The following is a 22,117-nucleotide window of genomic DNA, read 5'->3' as shown; positions in this document are numbered from 1 at the left end:
AGATCAGTTATCTAAAAATCGAAAAGAGTTTAATATGCTGTTGATTTACAGTATGCTCAATTATAATTAATATTTAAATTTATTAGAAGTCTGTTATGTACAATCGGGAAGAGAAAAGACCTAGGATTAGTCGGAATGCCGGGAATCGTGATGAGAATCGGCAAAGGAAGCCTGATACCCGTGAGGGAAATGAAAGGGCAAATCGTTTTAACAGAGAGCGGAGAGATGATTTTTCCGAAGAGGGAGAGTCTGATCGTCCGGTCAGAAGATTTAAACGGGTTGAAATTAGAGATTTGAAACAAGAACGTGAAGGTAAATTTGTTCGTCGTTTTGACAGAGGTGAACGTAACGAAGAGGGAGAAAGGTTCCGGAGGAATCGTTACGAGGAAGATCGGAGGAATCGTTACGAGGAAGATCGGGGGGAGCGTGACGGGGAAAGAAAAGAGCGTTCATTCAATCGCAGAGACGAGAATTATCAAAGACGTGAAGAACAAGGAGGACGGAGGGAGAATCGTTTTCAGAGAAGAGAAAATCGGGAAGATAGAAACGAGAGGTTTTCTTCCGACAGAGAGAAGCGGGGCGACAGAGGGGAAAGACGTTTTCAGCAGAGGGATAACCGGGAGGAATCGGGAAAAAGAAGAGAGTTTAGGAGAGACACACGCTCTGACCGGGAAGGATATAACCGGGGTGAACGTGAAGAGAGAAGCGATCGATATAACCGGGCAGATCGTCCCAGTCGCGAACGCCGGACGTTTCAGGATGCAAGAGAAGGAAAGAGGAGTGTTTATTCTCAAAAAAAGCAGTTGGCTCATCGGTTGGAGAACGAAAGCGATGAGACGGAATTGCGTTTGAATAGATATATTGCCAAAGGAGGAATTTGTTCCCGCCGGGATGCAGATGAATTGATTTTGGCCGGGCGAGTAAAAGTAAATGGCGAAGTAATACAACAGGTAGGCGTGAAGGTTAAACGGGAAGATAAGGTAGAGGTGGATGATCGTGTTGTGGTGCCGGAACGTAAAGTATATCTGGTACTGAATAAACCTAAAGATTATGTGACCACGGTAGATGATCCCATGGAACGAAAGACGGTTATGTCTTTGATCGAAGGAGCTTGTAAAGAGCGGGTTTATCCTGTCGGGCGTTTGGATCGCCAAACGACGGGGGTGCTTTTATTCACGAATGATGGCGATCTGGCTAAGAAGTTGACGCATCCGAAGTACAATCAGAAAAAGATATATCATGTTTTTCTGGATAAAGTAGTAAGCGTGGGAGATATTCAGGCCATCCGGGACGGAATTGAGCTGGAAGACGGCTTTGTTCAGGCTGACGATATTCAAATCGCTGCTGATGATCGTACGCAGGTCGGTATTGAAATTCATTCCGGGAAGAATCGAATCGTTCGTCGTATATTCGAACATTTCGGCTATCAGATTCTTCGTCTGGATAGGGTTTATTTTGCCGGAATTACGAAAAAAAACTTGCCTCGCGGAAAATGGAGATTTTTAACACCTGAGGAGGTAAATGTGTTAAAAGTTTATTAAATATATAGATATAATGTAGATACTATTGTGGTTTTTTATACTTTAACAACATCTTTCATGGGGTAGTTGCATGGTCCCATGAGAGATGTAATATAAAGGGAATTATGGTTGCATTTGTTACAAATGGTTTGAATAGGATGAAAGCACTGCACTCTTTCTCCTATACTCCAAGATGGATCGTTTTTATAATCGACGTGATGTTGAGTTTTTTTGCGGTCAGTATCACTTATTTGATACTTGGAAATTTCCAGTTAGACCGCATAGATATGTCTCTTGTTTCACGAGGGGCGATTTGTATCGTGGGGGTGAGGATCATCAGTTTTATTCTGGGAAAAACTTATTCCGGTATTGTTCGATTTACCGGAACGGAAGACGCTTTACGCATTTATTATGTCCTGACGGCCGGAGAGCTGGTACTCCTTTTGGGGAGTGGTGCTTATTTTCTGATAACCGGTCATTTGTTGATAGCTATCTCCGTTCTTTTGACGGAGTACGTGTTGTTGATGAGTATGATGATCGTAAGCAGGCTGATTGTAAAAACTCTTTTTATTCAATATATAGGTGCGGAAAAAGTAAAGAAAAATGTAATTATTTGTGGAAGTGATGAGTATGGGATCATGGCTAAGCATGCGATGGATAACGCGGAAGACATGTCCTATAATATTCTTGCATTTATTGATGTAAATGATAAAAAGGCCGGGAAAGTATTGGAGGGAATTAAGATTTACAAAATGTCTTCTTTAGGGTATTTGTTGAAGCGAAATAAGGTGGATAAAGTTATTATCGCTAAAAAGATGATTGTTCACGATAAGAAGCGTACGATTGTCGAGACCTGTTTGAAATATAATGTCAACGTGTTGGAGGTTCCTCGTTTCGAGAGTTGGATTAACGGAGATCTGAGCATACGGCATATAAAGAATATAAAGATCGAAGATTTACTGGAGCGGGGAGAGATCAAATTGGATGAGGATAATTTGCGGAAGCAATTACTTAATAAGATCGTCTTGGTGACGGGCGCAGCCGGGTCTATCGGAAGCGAGATCGTCCGTCAGCTGACTCATTTCAGACCTTCTTTAATTGTGCTTTTTGATCAGGCAGAGTCCCCGCTGTATGATATAGAATTAGAGTTGAAAGAGGAGTTTCATTTCTATAATTATAAGATTGAAATCGGAGATGTACGCGATAAAGAGAGAGTGGAAGGTATATTCAATGTGTATCATCCGGATATCGTTTATCATGCTGCGGCTTATAAACATGTGCCGATGGTTGAGATGCATCCTGTGGAGGGTGTGAAAACCAATGTGTTCGGAACCAAGAATATGGCGGATTGTGCCGTGAAATACGAATGTAAGCGCTTTGTTATGATCTCTACGGATAAGGCGGTAAATCCGACAAATGTCATGGGAGCCAGTAAGCGGGTTGCCGAAATCTACACCCAGTCTTTGAATAAGATATCACAAACCAGTTTTATAACGACCCGTTTTGGAAACGTTTTGGGATCAAACGGATCGGTTATTCCTCGTTTTAAAAAGCAGATCGAAACGGGAGGGCCGGTTACGGTGACGCATCCGGAAATTACCCGTTTTTTCATGACTATCCCGGAAGCTTGCCAATTGGTTTTGCAAGCGGGAGCTTTGGGACATGGAGGGGAGATTTTCGTATTTGACATGGGAAAAAGTGTAAAAATCGTTGATCTGGCCCGGAAAATGATCAAGTTATCCGGTTTTGAGGTCGGAAAGGATATTCACATTGTCTTTACCGGATTGCGTCCCGGAGAAAAACTATACGAGGAGGTTTTGAATGTGAAAGAGACGACTCTACCCACGGTTCACGATCGGATAAAAATAGCTAAGGTTAGGGAGTATGATTACAAAGAGGTATTGGAGGAGATAAATACATTACGTTCTGCTTTGGAGACGACGGATAGTTTCGTTGTTGTGAAACAGATGAAAAACATCGTTCCTGAATTTAAGTCTAAAAATTCCATTTTCGAATCCATTGATTTCCAGATGGAAGAAGAGGGAATGAGCGAGCAGATGCAAGGAGTGCTTGATCGCATAGAAATATCGGAAAAACAGGAGGTTGTGGGTGATGTCTGAGAAAAATCGACCACGTTGGTACGCTGTTTATACGGCTTCCCGGGCTGAGAAGAAAGTAAAAGAGCGATTGGATCAGCAGGGGATTGTTAATTATTTGCCATTACGTATTGTGATCAGAAAGTGGAGTGACCGTAATAAAAAGGTGGAGATTCCTTTGATAAACGGGTATATATTCGTGTATGTGAACTCGTTGCAAATGCAGAAGGTGTTGACAACTTTTGGGGTGGTCTCTTTCTTGAAAGAATTCGGTGTACCGGCTCCGATACCGGATGGGCAGATAAAGGCATTGCGTTTTATGAACGACAACGCAGAAGAAGAGGTGGAAATTTCTACTATGGATTTGCCTGTCGGTTCTTATGTGCGGGTGGTGTTGGGAAAATTAGCGGGTTTGGAAGGCGAGTTGGTTGAAGTTCGGGGAAAACATCAAATTATGATTCGTCTGGGGCATTTGGGATGTGCCCTGACCTCGGTTCCTTTAAGTTGTGTGGAACCTTACCAAAGAGTCGTTTCCGATAGGTAGTTATAGCAGACAATTTTCAGATATGTTTTTTTGATTTTCAATTAAAAACGTATCTTTGCCGTCGCCCGTGAGAGAGTGTCGTTTTCGTCATTTTGCGGTAAATAATTTTAATGAAAACTTTAAAACAATTAAAATCGGTTATATGAGATTCTTATTGCTTATTGTATTTTTATTTGGTGCTGTTGTTGCTTCTTTTGCCCAGATGACCGATGCACAGGTCATTGAATTGTTGAAACAAGCTCAAAAAGACGGAAAAACACAGCAAGAGATGATGCTGATGTTAAAAGACCGTGGGGTTACCAAGGAACAAATGTTACGTCTGAAAGCGCAATACGAAAAGATGATGGCAGAGAAGGGAGGAGGAACAGGTAAGACGACTGGTAACAAATCGGGAGAAAGCCGTCTACGGACATTGAACAAAGAGATGTTGAGTTCCATGGATTCATTGTTCGTAATGATGGATTCCGTTTCGGCTCCTGTTGTCGATCGTACGGAAGAGGTGTTTGGTAAGGATCTCTTTAATAATAAGAAATTGACTTTTGAACCGGTATTGAATATTCCTACTCCTGAAAATTATAAATTGGCGGCAGGCGATGAGGTTATTATCGATGTGTGGGGAGATTCCGAACAGACCGTACGATCGGTGATTTCTCCCGACGGAAGTATTATTGTCGAGAATTTAGGGCCCATTTATTTGAGTGGCCTTTCCATAAAAGAGGCAAACGGGAAAATCAAGAGCGAATTCTCCAAGATATATTCTGCGATAACGGCAACGCAACCGACTACTTTTGTTAACCTGACTTTAGGACAAATCCGGAGTATTCAGGTGAATGTGATGGGAGAGGTGCTTGTTCCGGGTAGCTATACCTTACCCTCCTTGGCTTCCGTTTTCCATGCACTTTATTCAGCCGGAGGAGTCAATGATATCGGTACTTTAAGGGAGATACATATTTTTAGAAAGGGAAATAAGATAGCCACTCTTGACGTGTATAAATATATTCTGGAGGGAGGAAATATCGGAGATATCGTTTTGCAGGACGGGGATAATGTTGTTGTCGGTCCTTATAAAGACTTGGTGCAGATAAAAGGAAGGGTAAAAAGACCCATGAAATACGAGATGACGGCAGAAGAGAACCTTCAGAAGTTGTTAGACTATGCCGGGGGATTTACGGGGGATGCTTATAAAAAGAATGTACGTTTGATTCGTAAGAGTGGTTCCGAATACCGGATTTACACGGTGAAAAAGGAGGATTTTCCTCTGTTCTTGCTGGATGATGGAGATGTGATCGAGGTGGATTCTATCGTATCGCGTTTTGAAAATAAGGTCTCCGTGCAAGGGGCGGTCTATCGTCCGGGAGATTATTCTTTAGGTAAAGATATTCAAACGGTATCCCAGCTGGTAGAGGTTGCTGAAGGATTGAAAGGAGATGCTTTTACAGGACGGGTTTTGTTGTACAGGGAAAATCCGGATTTAACCAAACAGGTTCAGTCTTTGAATCTGCAAGAGATTTTCTCCGGGCAAGAAGAAGATATGGCATTACAGAAGAATGACCTACTCTATATTCCTTCTACTCTGGAGTTACAGGAAAATTTTATCGTTTCGGTCCGCGGAGAAGTGAAGAAACCGGGTATATATCCCTATATACAGAATATGTCATTGGAAGATTTGGTATTACAGGCGGGCGGACTTTTGGAATCGGCTTCCACGGTAAAGGTGGATGTAGCTCGTCGGGTAAAAAATCCCAAAGCGAAAAAGGAGGCTCTTTTTGAAGCGAAGATATATAGTTATACCCTAAAAGACGGTTTGATTATCGATGGTCCTAAGGATTTTGTCTTGGAACCTTTTGACGAGATAGAGGTGCGTCGTTCTCCCGGTTATAGCGAGCAGCAAAATGTGATTGTAGAAGGAGAGGTGATGTATGAAGGACAATACGCTAAATCGGTGAAAAACGAGCGTTTGTCGAGTGTTATCAATCGTGCCGGAGGACTTACCTCCAAGGCATATATAAAGGGAGCCCGTTTGGTCCGGAAGCTAAATGAAGACGAACGCCGGAGATTAGAGTCTAAATTAAAGTTGATGACTCAAGGGGTTGGCAAAGACTCGGTCGACATAAAGACCTTGGAGCTGGGTGATACCTATTATGTAGGTATCGAGTTGGATAAAGCGATGGCTGATCCGGGATCGGATTACGATGTGGTGCTTCGGGAAGGAGACCGTATCATTGTTCCGCTTTATGACGGAACGGTGAAAGTGGATGGAGCCGTGATGCGTCCCAATACTACTACTTACAATCCTAAGAAGAAATTGAAAGAGTATATCTCCAGTGCCGGAGGTTTTGCTTTCAGAGCCAAAAAGCGGGGAACGTATATTGTTTATATGAATGGAATGGTAGCGAAGAGAAAGGGAAACAGTGCAAAACAGATAGAACCCGGGTGTGAGATCATCGTGCCGATTAAGCCGATAAGAAAAGGAATGAGCTTGGCCGAAATCATGAGTTTGACTTCGTCTACGACTTCAATGGCCGCTATGATTACCACCATTATGAATAATTCGAAATAAGATATGGAACAGAACGAAGCAATACCACAACAAAATAAAGTACGTCCTGAGGAACAAGAGATAGATCTGGTCGAGGTGATCCGTAAATTGTGGAGAAACAGGAAGTTGATTTTGAAAGTAACGGTTTGTTTTATGATACTTGGAGTTTTAGTGGCTCTCTTTAGCCCTAAGGTATATACTGCCGGTAGTACTTTGGTACCCCAGTCCGGAGAAAAGAATGTATCGGGAAACTTGAGCGGATTGGCATCCATGGTCGGCATTAATTTAGGAAGTATGAATGGAGGAGAGGTGCTCTCTCCTAAGATTTATCCGAAAATTATAGCTAGTGTACCTTTTCAAAAAGAGTTGATGAATACGGCTTTAACTTTTGAGGAAATTGATCATCCGGTAACACTTTTTGATTATTATACCAATGACACCTATGAAAAATTCAGTTTGATAGGTTTTATTAAGAAATATACAATTGGTTTACCGGGAGTTATTATGGAAGCGATTCGTGGGAAGGATACGACTTCTATCGTACCGACAGGGGCAAACTCTCTGATTCAGTATATGACAAAAGATGAATTGGAAGTATCTAAAAAATTGAAAGATATCATCTCTCTTAATGTCAATGATAAAGACGGATATGTCCAACTATCTGCGGAATTGCCGGAACCGCTTGCTGTAGCTCAATTGGCTCAACAGGCACAGGCTTTGTTACAGAAATATATCACGGAGTTTAAATTAGAAAAAGTGGCTTCTAATTTGAAGTTTGTCGAGGATCGTTATAACGAGACCAAGAATGATTTTGAAGAGAAACAGAAAGAGTTGGCCCGTTTTCAGGATCGTAATAAAAATTTCTCTTCGGCCATGGCTAAGATTGAAGAGGAGAGATTGACGGCAGAGTATACCTTGGCTAATAATGTTTACAATGAGTTGGCTAAACAATTGGAACAGGCTAAGATTGCCGTAAAAGAGACGACTCCCATATTGACGGTCGTAGATCCGGTGGTTATTCCCAATGAACGGTCCAAGCCTAAGCGAGCTTTGATTTGTATCTTATTTACTTTTTTGGGAGGATTTGCCGGTATCGGCGTGGTGTTGGGATTGCCTTTTGTTTCAGAACTTACAGGGAGCGAGAAATTAAAGCGGATCGTTAAAGAATAACAAAAAAGCAGACTTTTAAGTCTGCTTTTTTGTTGGCTTTTTTATTTTTGTTTTATAGAATGTAATCTGAAATACTTTTTCATAAACCATATATACCCACAACTTAGAATCAAAATCATACTTATGAGATATCGGTATCCGTAATCTTCGCAATATATATAACCTATACATATGATGCTTTGAAGTAACATATAGAATCCGGAAACGACGGTGTGAGGGATTCTAAGTTCGTTTGCCATCAATTGATACAGATGTTTTCGGTGGGGAAGACTGATGTTTTCATGTAACAGAAGCCGGTGAACGATAGTGAGCACGCTGTCCACACCATACACGACCAACAAAATGATGTAACTGAGATCACGCGTTTGTATAACTAACTTTCCCAGCAGGAATAAAATAATAAACGCTATACTGACTGACCCGACATCCCCGGCAAAACATTTTGCCTTCTTCCGGAAATTAAAAATATTGAATACCGTCAGGGCGATGATCACGATCCATGGTAACGACGGTTCTACAAAGTTTACCCGGTATTCGTTGATGTAGAGTAACGACCCGAGTACGACCAGACTATACCCCCCGGTAATGCCGTTAATACCGTCCATGAAATTGTACGCGTTGATTATTCCCGTGCAGAAGATCAAGGCGATCGGGATATACCACCAGGGCAAAGTAAGAAGTCCCCACTGGTAGAACAAGAGTAGCATGGCCGTGACGTGTATCGCTAAACGTGCCCTTTTGGACACGGAATGAATGTCATCGATAAAACTCACGATGGTTATCAGGGTCAGCCCGGTTACGAACCACGGGTATTCAAAACGGTTTGTAAGGAAGTAAAACAAGACTCCGAAATAGAATATAATTCCGCCTCCCCGTAGGGTAACACGTGTATGCGAGCTCCTCTCGTTCGGCTTATCAATAATATTGAATCGATCCGCTAACCGGAAATAGGTTAACTCGACCGCCAGTAACAAGACAAAAACTAAAAAATAATACATGATGGGGATCAAACCTGAAGAAAAATTAATGAATTTTAAAATGCTCCAACACGTTCAACGGTTCCCAACCTAACTCTTTTTTGGCTTTCTCGTTACTGAAAGTCAACGACTTCGTTATCTTGTCTAATTTTGAGGAATTGATCGGGGCTTTATTACCCAGACAATCTCCCGTTAACGCCAGAGTTTTAGCCAACCAGTAAGGTATGTTCACGGGTAATTTTTTGCCCAATTGAGCCGAGATTGTTTTTTCCAGTTGCCGGAAACTCGGGTGCTCGTCATCGCACACGTTGTACACGCCGCCTTTATCGACGGCCAGGAACAATAACCTGGCGATATCCTCCGCCATCAACACGCTCTTACGGGCTTTCCCCCCGGCAATACTTAAATAACGTCCGGTTCTAATCCCCTCTATCATGAATCTCAGGTTTCCCGGGGGATTTTTCCCCGCCAACAGGGATGGACGAAGAATAGTTAACACTACTTTATGCCTCGCACACCAGTCCTGTAGATAAGCTTCCGCCTGTTTTTTACTATCGGCGTAAGGAGTATCCCCGTTTAACGGGTGTTCTTCACCGATAGACTCTCCCGATTCGCAACCGTAAACGGCCACCGTGCTGATAAATACAAATGACCCGGGTACTCCCGCTTTTTCCAACGCCTCACATAAATTCCTCGTGCCTTGAAGGTTAACCTCGTAAAATTCCCGTTTTTCCTTTTCCGTCCCGGGAATGACGTGTGCTTTACCGGCCGCATGCAATACCACGTCGTACCTTTTAGCCAAGGCGGGAATTGCTTTGGCCAGATCGACCGTATAATTATCGACAGGGGTTAGCCCTACTGTCTCTATCTCGTATCTCGTCGATAATAAAGGACGTATCTCGTTTCCTAAAAAACCGGAAGCTCCCGTGAAAAGTAGACTGTTCATATTACCCTTGTGTTTTGATATCGAAAGTTTTTGCTTTATCCCAATCTATCAAGGCATCGGCCTGACGGATATCGATGAAGTCAAAATCCCGGATTAGTTTTTGATATTTTTTAAAAGCTCCTCTCAAGCCTATTGAATTTTTGATTTGACGCGTCAAGGGCAAGTGTTTCATTCTTGGTTGTTCCGGGTCAAAATCGCTCGGGTGAAAGTAATTTATCACGTAATCACTGTGTTGCATGAAATACCTCGTTAACCTGTAAGGTAATACCCGGAAATAACCTCCCCCGGAAAAAATGATATCCTTACCAAGAAAACGATACACGTTCATCGGAAATTCTTTCAATTTGTAACCGTTAACGTTTATAATTCCGGGAATACCTTCCCCGTATTCTTTTAATCCCCCGAATTCCCGGTCCGCGGGAAATATCGAGCAATCGTACTTGAATCCCAGTTCCGCGAGGGCCTCGAAAACATACAGGTTTTGTCTCGTGACGGAAAAAGAGGGAGCCCTGAATGCGTCCACGGGTTCGCCAGTAATGTCTTCCAGCAGGGCTTTCGCTTCACGCGTGTTAGCTTTGAACGCTTTATAATCTAATCGTAACGCCAATTCATGCTGGTAAGAGTGACAACCGACATGGTGTCCTTTTTCATGAATCATCCGGATCACCTCAGGATGCTTTCGCGCGAGCCATCCCAGACAGAAGAAAGTTCCCTTCACCCCTTTCTCTTCCAATTCAGACAATATTCTCTCCAGGGGCTCGTGTATTCTAACTTCATGTTTATCCCAATCCATGTTTTGAGAGTAATTATCATGACAATACCAGTCCTCTATATCGAAGGTCAGAACGTTCATTATAATAAAGTGATAAAAAGGTTATACCAGGTGGCAAACGAGGATCACGCCACGTCAAAATCGATCAGCTGAAAAAAGATATTATCTTTCGTGACCGGGGGTAGGTCGCCCGTTAAATCCATGAAGATTAAATTGAAAGGAGAGTGCTTAATAAAACCGGGGATGCTGAAATAATGTCCATTTTTTAAATCGGCCCCCAGTCCCACGTAAAGATTTAATGGTCTTAAAAAATTATTGGATTTTTTTAAATTCAACCTGGCCAGCAATTTCTCCGGGAAAACACCCATGAATGTTTTTATCCCCAGGACATTTCGGAATTTGTAGAAATTTGTTTTTCCGACGATAGAGGTTTTATTGATAGCGTATTCCTGCTTACTCAACCTCCAGTTTAACAACTCTTCGTCCCAGTAAACGCTATAAGTCTTGTCCGAAGCAGATTTTATGTCTGTTCCCCAGCCATATTTTACCATTAGTTTAGAGACCAACGTGAAATTGAAATATTTCATGTAGCCGTGTATGCTATTCGCGTTAGCAACACCTAAAATAAATCCGTAACTGTTTTCTTTCGCGTAATCAAATGTCGTTTGAGCCAAAGTTTTGAAAAGGCCTTTCCCTCGATGATCAGGATGTGTTACCGTCGCAATATCCAATAAACCGAGAACGAGCTTATCGGCGATATTCATTTTTATAGGGATACAAGCGTAATGAGCGACAAGATCGTTGCCATGAAAAGCGTTAAAAGAGATCACCTTTCCTGAAGGATTATCCACGTACAAATGCTTAAAGCCGTCAACCGAGAACTCGTGATTGGAACCGGCATAAACAATATTCTGTAAATCGACCACTTTTTGTAATGATTCTATGCCGTCATCAAAAAGTAATCGCTTGATTTGATATTCCATAGAGAGTATCTTTATGATAATTCATTTATAAGTTTAAAATAATCTTTGAATAAATATTTGTAATCAAAAAACTGAGCGGCATTAAGTGCATTGTTACATAACACATTGTACTCTTCTTTATCTAACAATGCAAATTCATTAATAATTTCCGCATATTCTTGGGCGTTACTTATATTTTTAGATATTCCCGCTTTATATTTATTTACGATATCGTATCCCATCACGTTATTGGATAGAATCGGTTTACCACTCGCCAAATACTGAAATAATTTACCTTGACTTCCCCCGTATTTTTGAGATTCTACTTTTTTATAATTCATTAAGTTAAGGGAACTGCACGATAAAATATAGGGGACATATTTTATGTCGACCCACTTTTCTTTGAAAATGACGTTATTTATTTTATGCTTTTTACAATGTTCTATTAACCTTTCTCTTTCGTCTCCGTCTCCGTATATCAGAAATTTGATTTTAGAATTATCCCGGAGAAAGGCAGCGGCATCTATTAACTGTTGTACATTATTGGCTAATCGTATTGAACCTAAATAAACGACTTTAAAATAAGAGTTATCGGATAAATCATGATCTTTTATGATGTAGTTCTTTTTGTTATATTCGAATTCATCTAAATCAATGCCGTTATTGATGTAATTGTATTTATCGATATTTACTTTTCCACCGTGTTCCGTATCCCAACCCTTGCTTAATATATAATCTTTCCCTCCCTCCATGGTAAATATCAATCGATCAGCTTTCTCGTAAAGAAATCTTTCTATTTGATACGCTATCTTTATAAATGGATGACTCTGTTTCATCAGTCCGGTAGCAACAAAATCTTCTGGCCATAAATCCCATACTTCTGTCACATATTTGGCTTTTAACTTTCGGGCAGCAACATATACGGGAAAATCGAAAGGGACTCTTAAGTTATGTATTACAATATCAGGTTGGGGAAACTTCTTCCTGTAACATAATAATCTCCATGCAAATAAAAAAATAGAAAATATTCGTTTTAGTCCATTGGAAGTGTAAGAGGGGGTTTTTATGAAAATGTATTGTTTGTCCCCGTATTTTGATAGGATATATTTTTGAGAATTATTGATTGAGTTTGATTTATTGTAATGTAAAAAACTACCTGCAAAAATGATAACATGATACCCTTTTTTTATTAACATTTCTGCGAATTTTTGGTGTCTTAAATGAGTATCCGACTCTGGGGGCTGGGCGTTTACGCAAACTAACCAAACAGTTTTTTTCTGTTCCATTACTTGAAAGAGTTCACAGTTTTAACAACCGTATGTATTTCTTGTTCAGTTATAATAGGACTTATCGGTAGGCTTAGTTCTTCCCTATGAATTTGTTCGGTTACGGGAAATGATAAATTATTCCATTCTTTATAACACTCCTGTTTGTGTGGAGGGATAGGATAATGGATGATAGTTTGAATTCTTTCTCGAGTAAGATATTGTTGAAGTTCGTCCCTGTGTTTACAACGGACTGGAAATAAATGAAACACATGGGCATCCCAATCTTTTATGATCGGAAGAATAATTCTCTGATTTTTAATATTCTCAATATAATTTCGGGCTACTTGTTTTCGGGTTGCAACATCTTGATCCAGGTATTTTAATTTTACATTTAGTACGGCAGCTTGAATTTCGTCCAACCGGCTATTCCGTCCTGTATATTTGAAGATGTATTTTTGACTTGATCCGTAATTGGCCAAAGCTCTGACGACTTCAGCTAATTCCTTATCATTTGTCGTAATAGCACCTGCATCTCCTAATGCCCCTAAGTTTTTACCCGGGTAAAAACTATGACCGCTGGCATCTCCTAACGAACCTGTTTTTCTACCGTTAAACCGGCATCCATGAGCTTGGGCGTTATCTTCAATTAATTTCAGCCTATATTTTTTACAAAGGTCTCCGATTCGCTCGGAATAGGCACATTGGCCATACAGGTGAACGATCAGAATCGCTTTTGTCTTTTTCGTGATTGCGGCTTCTATTTTTGTATCGTCTATTTGGTAAGTTTCGATATCAGGTTCTACCAATACCGGTTTTAAACCGTTTTCCGTAATCGCTAACATGGAAGCGATATAAGTATTTGCAGGAACAATAATTTCATCGCCGGAATGCATGATTCCCATTTCTATGTAAGCCCGAAATATCCAAATCAATGCATCTAATCCATTCGCACAACCGACACAATATTTCGTTCCTATGTATCGGGCGTAATTTGTTTCAAATTCTTCGTTTTCCTTTCCCTGCAAATACCAACCGGAATCTATCACTCGATTAACAGCTTCCTGAATTTCTCCCTGATACTTAGCCGTTATTTTTTGTAAATCTAAAAACTTAATCATATTTTGTATTGTTTCCCGTTTTTATCCTTCATCTTCATATCTAAAAGAATTCCGTCATTTGTCATGTATCCTTTTTGTCTTGCAGGATTCCCATACCAGACCGTATTAGCGGGAATATCTTTTGTAACAACACTTCCCGCTCCAACAAATGCATATTCACCGATCACTACCCCTGCTATAATAGTGGTATTGGCCCCAATACTGCATCCTTTTTTTAAGTATGTTTTTATAAACACAGGAGGATAAATTTTGGAACGAGGAAATAAATCATTTGTAAATGTAACATTAGGGCCAATGAAAACGTGATCTTCCACGATTACTCCGTCCCAAAGTTGTACACCCGATTTTATTGTAACATTATTTCCTATTTGTACTTCATTTTCGATTAGCACGTGCGCGCAAATATTACAATTTTCTCCGATAATCGAATTGGGAAGCACGACACAGTATTGCCATATTTTTGTTCCCTCTCCTATTCTTTTGGACTGTACATCGGATAAATGGTGAATAAAGCTCATTTCTTAAGATTTAAAAATTCTTGATAGTTCCTTATGTAATCCATTTCGTCATATTCCATTGAAGCCAAGACCAAACAGACTGAACCAGAGGAAAAGTCATCCAACGTTCTCCAGATTCCCGGAACGATTAATAACCCTTGATAGGGGCGGTTCAAAGTGAACGTGCGCTTAACATCCCCGTCATCAAGCGTAACATTAAAACTACCGCTTGCCGCAATAATCAACTGATACAAATTTTTATGAGCGTGTCCTCCTCTCGACTCTCCTCCCGGAATATCATATAAATAGTAAGCTCGTTTAATTGCAAAGGGAATAGTTTTGTTATTCTCAACAACGGAAATGTTTCCCCTCTCCTGATGATGTTTATCCAGCTCGATAATCGTACAGTCGTAAACTCTACTCTCTTTCTTCATCTGATAATGATTTAAATAATTCGTAATCATAGATATAATCATTCACATCAAATGGAGTTGACGCTAATACCAACGCTAAGGAGTTTGTTGAAAAGTTTTGCATTTGTCTCCAAATACATTTGGGAACATATAATCCGAAATAGGAACGATTTAAGGAGAAGGTCTTTCTTTCGCATCCGTCATCTAAAACGACATCAAAACTTCCAGATAATGCCACAATAAATTCCTCGTTTTTACGATAAGCATGTCCTCCTCGAATCTGTCCCCCTGGGACATCGTATATCCAATAGGAACGTTTTATATCAAAAGGAATATGTTTCCTTTGTTCTATAAAAGATAAATTCCCTCTATTATCTAAAAATTGAGGGAGATGTATGATCTCTACGTTATTTAACGGCATAATATAAAATCATTACTTAATCGTTGTATCTTAGCAAAAATTCTTTCTCGTATTTTCCCCAATTAAACTCTTCCAAAATTGCTTTTTGTCCGTTTTTTCCCATTTGATAGGCTTCATCTTTATGATCTAGAATATATTGCATGGCTTGGACAATAGTCTCACTATTTCCTGGTGGTACACATATTCCACAGTGATATTTGTCGATAATCAACTCTTTCCACAATCTAAAATCGGTACAAATTACAGGTAATCCCATGGCCATGTATTCGAAAATCTTATTTGATCCCAACTGTCCTTCGGTATAGCAACATATTCCGACATAATCAAAAACGACAACTCCTGCAATTGCTTTAGAATAATATTGATCCAATTCTGTTTTGGAGACCCAGTCTATGAATGAAACGCGGTCGGAGGCAGGCATGGTTTGAAGTTGTTTTTTTAACTCAGGATTGATTTTACCCACGATTGTATACATAGCTTCCGGTACATAATCAAGGGCTTGCAGAATTTGTTTCTGATTACTCATTCCGTATACTGTTCCGGCATATATAAAAATCTGATCTTTCTTACGGTTTATCTCGTGCAAATGAGTTATTATCGGATAGTTAGGAACAAAATATACATGATCTGAATATTGCTTCAGATTGGTTACCATATTGGGAGAGACTGTAAAGACCGCATCAAAATCATTCAAATGCTTTTTATAGAAAAAGGTCAACTTCTTTGATAAAATTTCAGAAAGAAATTTCGGTAAAAAATTTATCTCTGTTATGTAAGCTTCCCAGTTTTCATGAGCATCGAAAATTACTTTTTTCCCTCTTTTTTTTAAATACAATCCCAATGCGATTAATTCCAAATCATGAAATTGGTAAATGTCAGCATTTTGCTTTAATGCATCTTTCGCAAAATCTCTCGGGAATAATAATAATTTTGCACGTTGAAATTTAGATAAAACTTTTTTACCCCACGAGACAATTTTAACACCGTTTAAAACCTCATCCGGTTTGTCGTCCGCGCATAGTAATATTACCTCATGACCGGCTTTATTTAGGCTGTAACACTCTCTTTTTAATATACGTGCATCATAACGTCCATGCGCTACGGTCAAATGACAAATTCTCATTATTGTTTAATGATAATTATTTTTACTTTAATTTATCTATAATTCGCTCGCATGCTTCTCCATCCCCGTAAGGATTTACAGCTTTACTCATTTGATTATAGTAGGTCGGGTCGTCTAATAGTCTGGATACTTCATAAATAATTTTTTCATAATCAGTCCCAACTAATTTTACAGTTCCTGCATCTACTGCTTCAGGTCTTTCTGTCGTGTCCCGCATTACCAAAACGGGTTTTCCCAACCCTGGAGCCTCCTCCTGTATGCCACCGCTATCCGTGAGTACGACAGTACTTTTTTCCATGAGGTAAACAAAAGACAGGTATTCCAACGGTTCGATAAAAAACATGTTGGATAATTGCTCTGAACCGAAAATATCGTGAATGGGTTTACGTACATTCGGGTTCAGGTGCATGGGATAGACAAAATCTATCTGAGGGTATTTTTCCGTCAAAGTTTTTATTGCGTTGCACATATGAATGAAACCTTCCCCGAAATTCTCCCGACGATGGCCGGTTATTAAAACCAGACGACGATTGTCTTTTAACCGTTCCACATCATAACCACTATTTTGTAGAGACAATTTTAATTGAGAGCTTAGAGCTGTATCTTTTTTTATTTTTTCAACTACCATGTATAAGGCATCGATCACAGTATTACCCGTTACAGTGATTGCTTTTTCTTGTATCCCTTCCAATAATAGATTTTGTCTACTCAATGAAGTCGGAGCAAAATGATAGGTTGCGATTCTTCCCGTGATCTGCCGATTTATCTCTTCCGGCCAAGGACTGTAAATATTATGTGTTCGTAATCCTGCTTCAACATGTCCTACTGCAATTTGTTGGTAGAAAGTAGCCAAGGCTGTTGCAGTTGAGGTTGTGGTATCTCCGTGAACAAGTACGACGTCCGGTTGTACTTCTTTTAATACTTCCCTCATGCCTGTTAGAACCCGAGCTGTTATGTCATACAGGTCTTGTCCCTGTTTCATGATATTCAGATCATAATCCGGCTTTATGTCAAAAATTTGTAATACCTGATCCAGCATCTCCCGATGCTGACCTGTAACACAAATAATTGTCTGGAACTGTTCCGGATACTTTTGAAACTTCTTTACTAAGGGAGCCATTTTAATCGCTTCCGGACGCGTTCCAAAAACGAGCATTATTTTTTTCATCCTTATTTTTTATAGATTCCGCAAAAATCGAGAATTACTTTTTGAGCAGTCCAAGGCAGTTCTTTAAATTCGTTGTGTGCGACAAGCATAACAACAATGTCGGCTTTGTTGTAAGCCTCTTTATAGTTAGTCAATTTGAATACTTTATGATCCTGAACATTAGGTTCAACTACTAAAATATCGGCGTTATTACAGCTTTGCATTACTTTGCTGGTTATATATTTGGCAGGAGATTCTCTGAGATCGTCGATATTAGGTTTGAATGCAAGTCCCATCATAGCTACAACCGGTTTACGATGGTTTCTCAATTCGAATTTTAGCATCTCATTTTGTACTTTTTCCGCACACCAGAATGATTTATAGTTATTGATATCCCGTGCATCGGCAATGATTTTGGATTCCATGGGAAAATCAGCCGTGATAAAATAAGGATCTACCGCTATACAATGTCCACCGACTCCACAGCCCGGTTGAAGGATGTTTACTCTCGGATGTTTATTCGCCAGTTCTATTAATTCCCACACATTGATCCCGGCTTTATCACAAATCAAGGATAACTCGTTGGCGAAAGCGATTTGAACGTCTCGTGAGGAATTTTCAGTTAGTTTGCACATCTCAGCCGTACGTGCGTTGGTTTTATGTAAACTTCCTTGAACAAATTGATCGTAAAAAGCAGAGGCTTTCTCGGTAGATTCAGGATTGATACCCCCGATTACCCGATCATTGTGAACCAACTCATAAATCACGTTTCCCGGTAGGACCCGCTCAGGACAGTAGGCAATATAGATGTTGTCTTTTAATTCCGGACGTTTAGAAAATATTAGTTCTTTCATTTTATCTGTGGTCCCGATCGGAGAAGTGGATTCAATAACATATAAATCTCCTTTTTTTAGGAAAGGTAATACGGCATGGGTTGCTGCTTCCACGTAAGAGATATCCGGTTCATGATTTCCTTTGAAAGGAGTGGGAACAACTATAAAGTAAGCATCACTTACTTCGGGATTCAAAGAAGCTCGTAGATGTCTTTTTTGAACGACTTCTTGAAGGTATTCTTCCAGTCCGGGTTCAATAATATGAAGTCTTCCTTTATTGGTGAGTTCCACAACTTGAGGATTGATGTCTACACCGGTTACTTGTACACCATTTTTGGCGGCAATAATAGCTGTAGGTAAGCCAATATAGCCTAACCCCATAAAACATGCTTTCATAAATTATTTATATATAAATTTAAACCATCCAGACGACAGTAATGATTCGGTAGAGATCGATTATCGATAACTTTCTTTATTCCGGGGAATATAGTATAACATTAACATCAACAATAAAAGGCCATGGGTCAATAGTGCTGTTGTGAATGTCGTACTTAAAAATGCCAATGCGACCATATAAATAGGAACAAATATTAATCTTTCATCTACTCCGTTCGATACGGATTCTATTAATTTTAATAAAAAAACCAATATCAGTGGAAACAATAATATTCCTATGATACCACAATTATAATAGGCATCGGTAAATAATCCGTTATTTGCCCGTGTCTCATAATCATTAAAATATCTGGAACCAATTAAAAATTCAATTCCTCCCTCGTATGGAGACTCGAATCCCAAGTGTCTTAAGAAACCTTGTCTAAAAAAATCGAGTTCATTATCCTTGAAAAAATCATAATAGCAATAATTCAATTGACTTGGAATTAACAGCATTCTATAAATGATAAAACCGAAAAAGAATTTTTTCAGGAAAATGAATTCCACTATACTCCAAGCACTCATTAAACCAAGCATTCCGAATACAAATATTGTTCGTCTATATCTGAAAAAATAGAAACCTAATACACACAAAAACAATGAAAATAAAACACCTTTACTACCTTCTATACCAAAATTAAGAAGAATAACAACAATCAATGCTATTGATGCAATTTTCTTTCTTTTTAAAATACAATAAATTAAAATAATAGGCAGTAATTTATTGGCTGCTGTTGCTAAATAACCAACTATAGCTCCGACATTGTATTCCCTCGCCTCTAATCTCAGGTCATAAACATCTTTAAGCCCGAAATGGAATCTGAATCCGGTGTATTTCCACGAAATATACAATACACTCATGCATAGTAGCAGGCTTATCAGGACAAATAATTTTTTATTGCTATTAGTTTTGATTTGAAATTTGGGAAAAAGTGCGTTATAAGAAAAAAAGCATAACCAATAAATGTATAATAGTATAACAAACTTCGCATCGAAATTCAAATAAGCTATTAAAGTTGTGGAAGGGATAAGTGATATTGCAGAAAGTAATAATAATACACAATTAGAATACGTGATGTTTTTATTCATGTTTATGATAAACGGCACAAATGTTAATAAAAAACACCATGATATAATGTAATTACCTGTATTGAAATTATTACCCAATCCCGTGTAAGCAAAAGTGTCTGATATGACCAGTTCATAAGAATAATCTAACGCTATCCTATATAAAATAATTGAAAGAATAATCCAAAGATTGCTATATTTGTTTTCAAACATTTCTCGATTTATGATAAGGTTCAATCTTTATGATTAATTTCTCTGAACGAAACAGCCTCTCCGTGTCCCGGGTAAATTTTTATTTCACTTTCATTACCCTTGAAGTAATTTAATAACCTGTTCAAAGATTCCGATAACTCTTCTTTTGAACCGCCTTTTAATTTGGTGATCGTTTTATAGCCCGGTAGGATAGTGTCTCCCGTGAATAAAAATTTATCGTCGATACTAAAACAGATACTTCCTTTACTGTGCCCCTTGGTCAAAAAGAATCGAATGATATGGTTATTCCAATTTAATCGATTATTTGTATCTTCAATATGAATATCTGCCTGATGAAGACTTGTCGGTACGACATTTTCCGCATACTTGGAAAGATTCCATTCCGGTAACCGAATGTTTTTAGCGCATGCCGACGAGCACATTAACTTAATGCTCGGGTAATATTTTTTTAACTCGTTATACCCGATACAATGGTCATAATGTTCATGCGTCAGTATGACATATTCCGGTTTTAAAGTATTTTCCCGGCAAAAAGAAACGATTGAAACAGGATCGGGTGTTCCCGGATCCACTATTATGCAGTAATCCAGATTCGGGAGAGACACGATATAGCAATTGGAAGTGACGGGTGAGTTTATTATTCTTTTTACCTGAATCACACCTTTAATCCATTGTTTTTGCCGGATTGCCCAGTACGGTTGAATTGTCTTTTACTTTTCTCATCACGACACTTCCCGCTCCCACGGTTGCTTTATTCCCGATTTGTAAGCCGGGATAAATGACTGATCCAGTGAATACGGATACCCCGTTTCCGATACTATTTTTACCACTAACAAGTGTACCTACATAAAGATGCGAGTAGTTTCCGATCACAGAGTCATGGCCGACGTTACAGTGATCCTGTACAATCGTGTGATTCCCGATTGTCGTATTGACCGATAGTGTTGTAAAGGCTCCCACGATATTTCCTTTTCCTAATTTGACGGAAGAACAAATGTTGGCTAAAGGATGAATAATATTGATGAAATGTCCGCCTTTCGCCTCTATTTTTTGCGTTACAATCTCCCGTTCTTGTCCATTCACGTACGAACAGATAAAAACATCTTCTGTTTCTATGACATATTCCTCTACCGTTGAAGCGAGAGTTGGAGTGTCATTCAGTTTATCGAATTCTGATTTTAAATATCCTTTTATCACCCACTCCTTGTTGTACGCTGTACTTTTACGTGCATATTCTTCAACGATTTTGCTGAAGTTTCCTATGCCGATTATGATCAAATTTTTCATAAATCCTTTATCTTAAAGTAAATCCACCGTCCATGATAAAGAAATTTCCCGTTACCCATTGAGACGCATCGGACAAAAAATAAATGGCGGCATAAGCGATCTCTTCCGGTTGGGCGAATCTCCCGAGCGGATAATCTTCTTTGATTTTTTCTATCTCTTCTTGGAGTGTGTATTTTTTTAGCATCTCGGTTTCAACAAAAGCGGGTTGGATGCAATTAACCCTACCTTTTAGAGGTAGCAATTCTAACGCTAATATTTTAGAAAACGAATTTAACGCTCCTTTCGAAGCTGCATACAATCCGTTGGAAACTGCCGGATAATAAGCGGATATGGATGATAAAATGACAATGGAAGCAAATTTGTTTAATTTCTTTGATTTCAGTAGAGAGCGAATTAATAATATCGGTGCAAATAAATTAATGTTCATCATTTGATTTATTTTATCCCGATTGATATGTTTGATTAACGATTTATCATTAATACCGGCACATAAAACCACTCCGTCTATTTTGTCAATATGATTACATAATGCTTCAATTCCTTCATCGGAAGTTAAATCGATCTTCACGGATTGATGATTTTTCCCCTCTAATAAATTCATTGTTTCCCGTAGACGCGATTCATTGCGTCCCGTAATGATCAGAGACGCTCCCATTTTCGAACACTCTATGGCGGTTGCCCTGCCTATTCCCGACGAGGCCCCCGTGACAAGTATTGTTTTGTTTTGTAAATTGAAGGGATTCATGTTTACGTGTTATTCATGTAAAT

The 22,117-nt window shown here is 39.3% G+C and carries 21 protein-coding genes; 5 read left to right on the top strand and 16 right to left on the bottom strand.

Annotated features, from left to right (window positions below; translation table 11 throughout):
- Positions 1-95 precede the first annotated feature (95 nt).
- From QZR76_RS01880 to QZR76_RS01860, 5 genes are all read left to right on the top strand, one after another.
- Entirely contained in the window at positions 96-1,541 is a 1,446-nt protein-coding gene (locus tag QZR76_RS01880) for a pseudouridine synthase (protein ID WP_294139873.1), read from the top strand.
- Between the two features lie 104 nt (positions 1,542-1,645).
- Complete coding sequence (locus QZR76_RS01875; RefSeq protein ID WP_294139871.1) at positions 1,646-3,640, top strand: nucleoside-diphosphate sugar epimerase/dehydratase; 1,995 nt, start codon at positions 1,646-1,648, stop codon at positions 3,638-3,640.
- The gene (locus tag QZR76_RS01870; RefSeq protein WP_294139869.1) at positions 3,633-4,160 is read left to right on the top strand and encodes a UpxY family transcription antiterminator; all 528 of its coding nucleotides are present in this window, start codon (positions 3,633-3,635) and stop codon (positions 4,158-4,160) included. Before QZR76_RS01875 ends, QZR76_RS01870 begins: the two co-directional genes overlap by 8 nt.
- Before the next feature lie 142 nt (positions 4,161-4,302).
- Complete coding sequence (locus tag QZR76_RS01865; protein WP_294139867.1) at positions 4,303-6,720, top strand: SLBB domain-containing protein; 2,418 nt, start codon at positions 4,303-4,305, stop codon at positions 6,718-6,720.
- A gap of 3 nt (positions 6,721-6,723) precedes the next feature.
- Complete coding sequence (locus QZR76_RS01860) at positions 6,724-7,869, top strand: Wzz/FepE/Etk N-terminal domain-containing protein (RefSeq protein WP_294139865.1); 1,146 nt, start codon at positions 6,724-6,726, stop codon at positions 7,867-7,869.
- Between the two features lie 41 nt (positions 7,870-7,910).
- Here the strand turns inward: QZR76_RS01860 and QZR76_RS01855 are convergent, their stop codons facing one another.
- From QZR76_RS01855 to QZR76_RS01780, 16 genes are all read right to left on the bottom strand, one after another.
- Complete coding sequence (locus tag QZR76_RS01855) at positions 7,911-8,867, bottom strand: glycosyltransferase family 4 protein (RefSeq protein ID WP_294139863.1); 957 nt, start codon at positions 8,865-8,867, stop codon at positions 7,911-7,913.
- Positions 8,868-8,892: 25 nt separating this feature from the next.
- On the bottom strand, positions 8,893-9,792 hold the full coding sequence (locus tag QZR76_RS01850) for an NAD(P)-dependent oxidoreductase (RefSeq protein WP_294139862.1): 900 nt from the start codon (positions 9,790-9,792) through the stop codon (positions 8,893-8,895).
- A 1-nt stretch (position 9,793) separates the two neighbouring features.
- The gene (locus tag QZR76_RS01845) at positions 9,794-10,645 is read right to left on the bottom strand and encodes a polysaccharide deacetylase family protein (protein WP_294139860.1); all 852 of its coding nucleotides are present in this window, start codon (positions 10,643-10,645) and stop codon (positions 9,794-9,796) included.
- A 44-nt stretch (positions 10,646-10,689) separates the two neighbouring features.
- Complete coding sequence (locus tag QZR76_RS01840) at positions 10,690-11,547, bottom strand: GNAT family N-acetyltransferase (RefSeq protein WP_294139858.1); 858 nt, start codon at positions 11,545-11,547, stop codon at positions 10,690-10,692.
- Positions 11,548-11,558: 11 nt separating this feature from the next.
- Positions 11,559-12,722 (bottom strand): glycosyltransferase family 4 protein, encoded by a 1,164-nt coding sequence (locus QZR76_RS01835; protein ID WP_294139856.1) that lies wholly within the window; start codon positions 12,720-12,722, stop codon positions 11,559-11,561.
- Positions 12,723-12,811: 89 nt separating this feature from the next.
- Entirely contained in the window at positions 12,812-13,912 is a 1,101-nt protein-coding gene (locus tag QZR76_RS01830) for a DegT/DnrJ/EryC1/StrS family aminotransferase (protein WP_294139853.1), read from the bottom strand.
- Positions 13,909-14,430, bottom strand: a complete 522-nt coding sequence (locus tag QZR76_RS01825; protein WP_294139850.1) for an acyltransferase — start codon at positions 14,428-14,430, stop codon at positions 13,909-13,911. Before QZR76_RS01825 ends, QZR76_RS01830 begins: the two co-directional genes overlap by 4 nt.
- Complete coding sequence (locus QZR76_RS01820) at positions 14,427-14,843, bottom strand: FdtA/QdtA family cupin domain-containing protein (RefSeq protein WP_294139849.1); 417 nt, start codon at positions 14,841-14,843, stop codon at positions 14,427-14,429. Before QZR76_RS01820 ends, QZR76_RS01825 begins: the two co-directional genes overlap by 4 nt.
- Complete coding sequence (locus QZR76_RS01815; protein ID WP_294139847.1) at positions 14,827-15,243, bottom strand: FdtA/QdtA family cupin domain-containing protein; 417 nt, start codon at positions 15,241-15,243, stop codon at positions 14,827-14,829. Before QZR76_RS01815 ends, QZR76_RS01820 begins: the two co-directional genes overlap by 17 nt.
- 16 nt (positions 15,244-15,259) lie before the next feature.
- Entirely contained in the window at positions 15,260-16,366 is a 1,107-nt protein-coding gene (locus QZR76_RS01810; protein ID WP_294139846.1) for a glycosyltransferase, read from the bottom strand.
- Positions 16,367-16,388: 22 nt separating this feature from the next.
- Positions 16,389-17,534: a UDP-N-acetylglucosamine 2-epimerase (non-hydrolyzing) gene (wecB, locus tag QZR76_RS01805; protein ID WP_294139844.1), complete on the bottom strand. Its 1,146-nt coding sequence runs from the start codon at positions 17,532-17,534 to the stop codon at positions 16,389-16,391.
- Positions 17,535-17,536: 2 nt separating this feature from the next.
- On the bottom strand, positions 17,537-18,742 hold the full coding sequence (gene wecC, locus QZR76_RS01800; protein WP_294139842.1) for a UDP-N-acetyl-D-mannosamine dehydrogenase: 1,206 nt from the start codon (positions 18,740-18,742) through the stop codon (positions 17,537-17,539).
- Between the two features lie 60 nt (positions 18,743-18,802).
- Positions 18,803-19,642, bottom strand: a complete 840-nt coding sequence (locus tag QZR76_RS01795; protein ID WP_294139839.1) for a hypothetical protein — start codon at positions 19,640-19,642, stop codon at positions 18,803-18,805.
- A gap of 440 nt (positions 19,643-20,082) precedes the next feature.
- Positions 20,083-20,721, bottom strand: coding sequence for an MBL fold metallo-hydrolase (locus QZR76_RS01790; protein ID WP_294139838.1), 639 nt, complete (start codon positions 20,719-20,721; stop codon positions 20,083-20,085).
- Positions 20,722-20,725: 4 nt separating this feature from the next.
- Positions 20,726-21,349, bottom strand: coding sequence for a sialic acid O-acetyltransferase (locus QZR76_RS01785; RefSeq protein ID WP_294139837.1), 624 nt, complete (start codon positions 21,347-21,349; stop codon positions 20,726-20,728).
- A gap of 7 nt (positions 21,350-21,356) precedes the next feature.
- Positions 21,357-22,094 (bottom strand): SDR family oxidoreductase, encoded by a 738-nt coding sequence (locus QZR76_RS01780; protein ID WP_294139833.1) that lies wholly within the window; start codon positions 22,092-22,094, stop codon positions 21,357-21,359.
- Positions 22,095-22,117: the final 23 nt, after the last annotated feature.

Source organism: uncultured Sanguibacteroides sp., assembly GCF_900543425.1.
GTDB lineage: Bacteria > Bacteroidota > Bacteroidia > Bacteroidales > Marinifilaceae > Gabonibacter.
The sequence above is the reverse complement of the archived record's forward strand: the minus strand, read 5'-3'. Positions and strand labels throughout refer to the sequence as shown.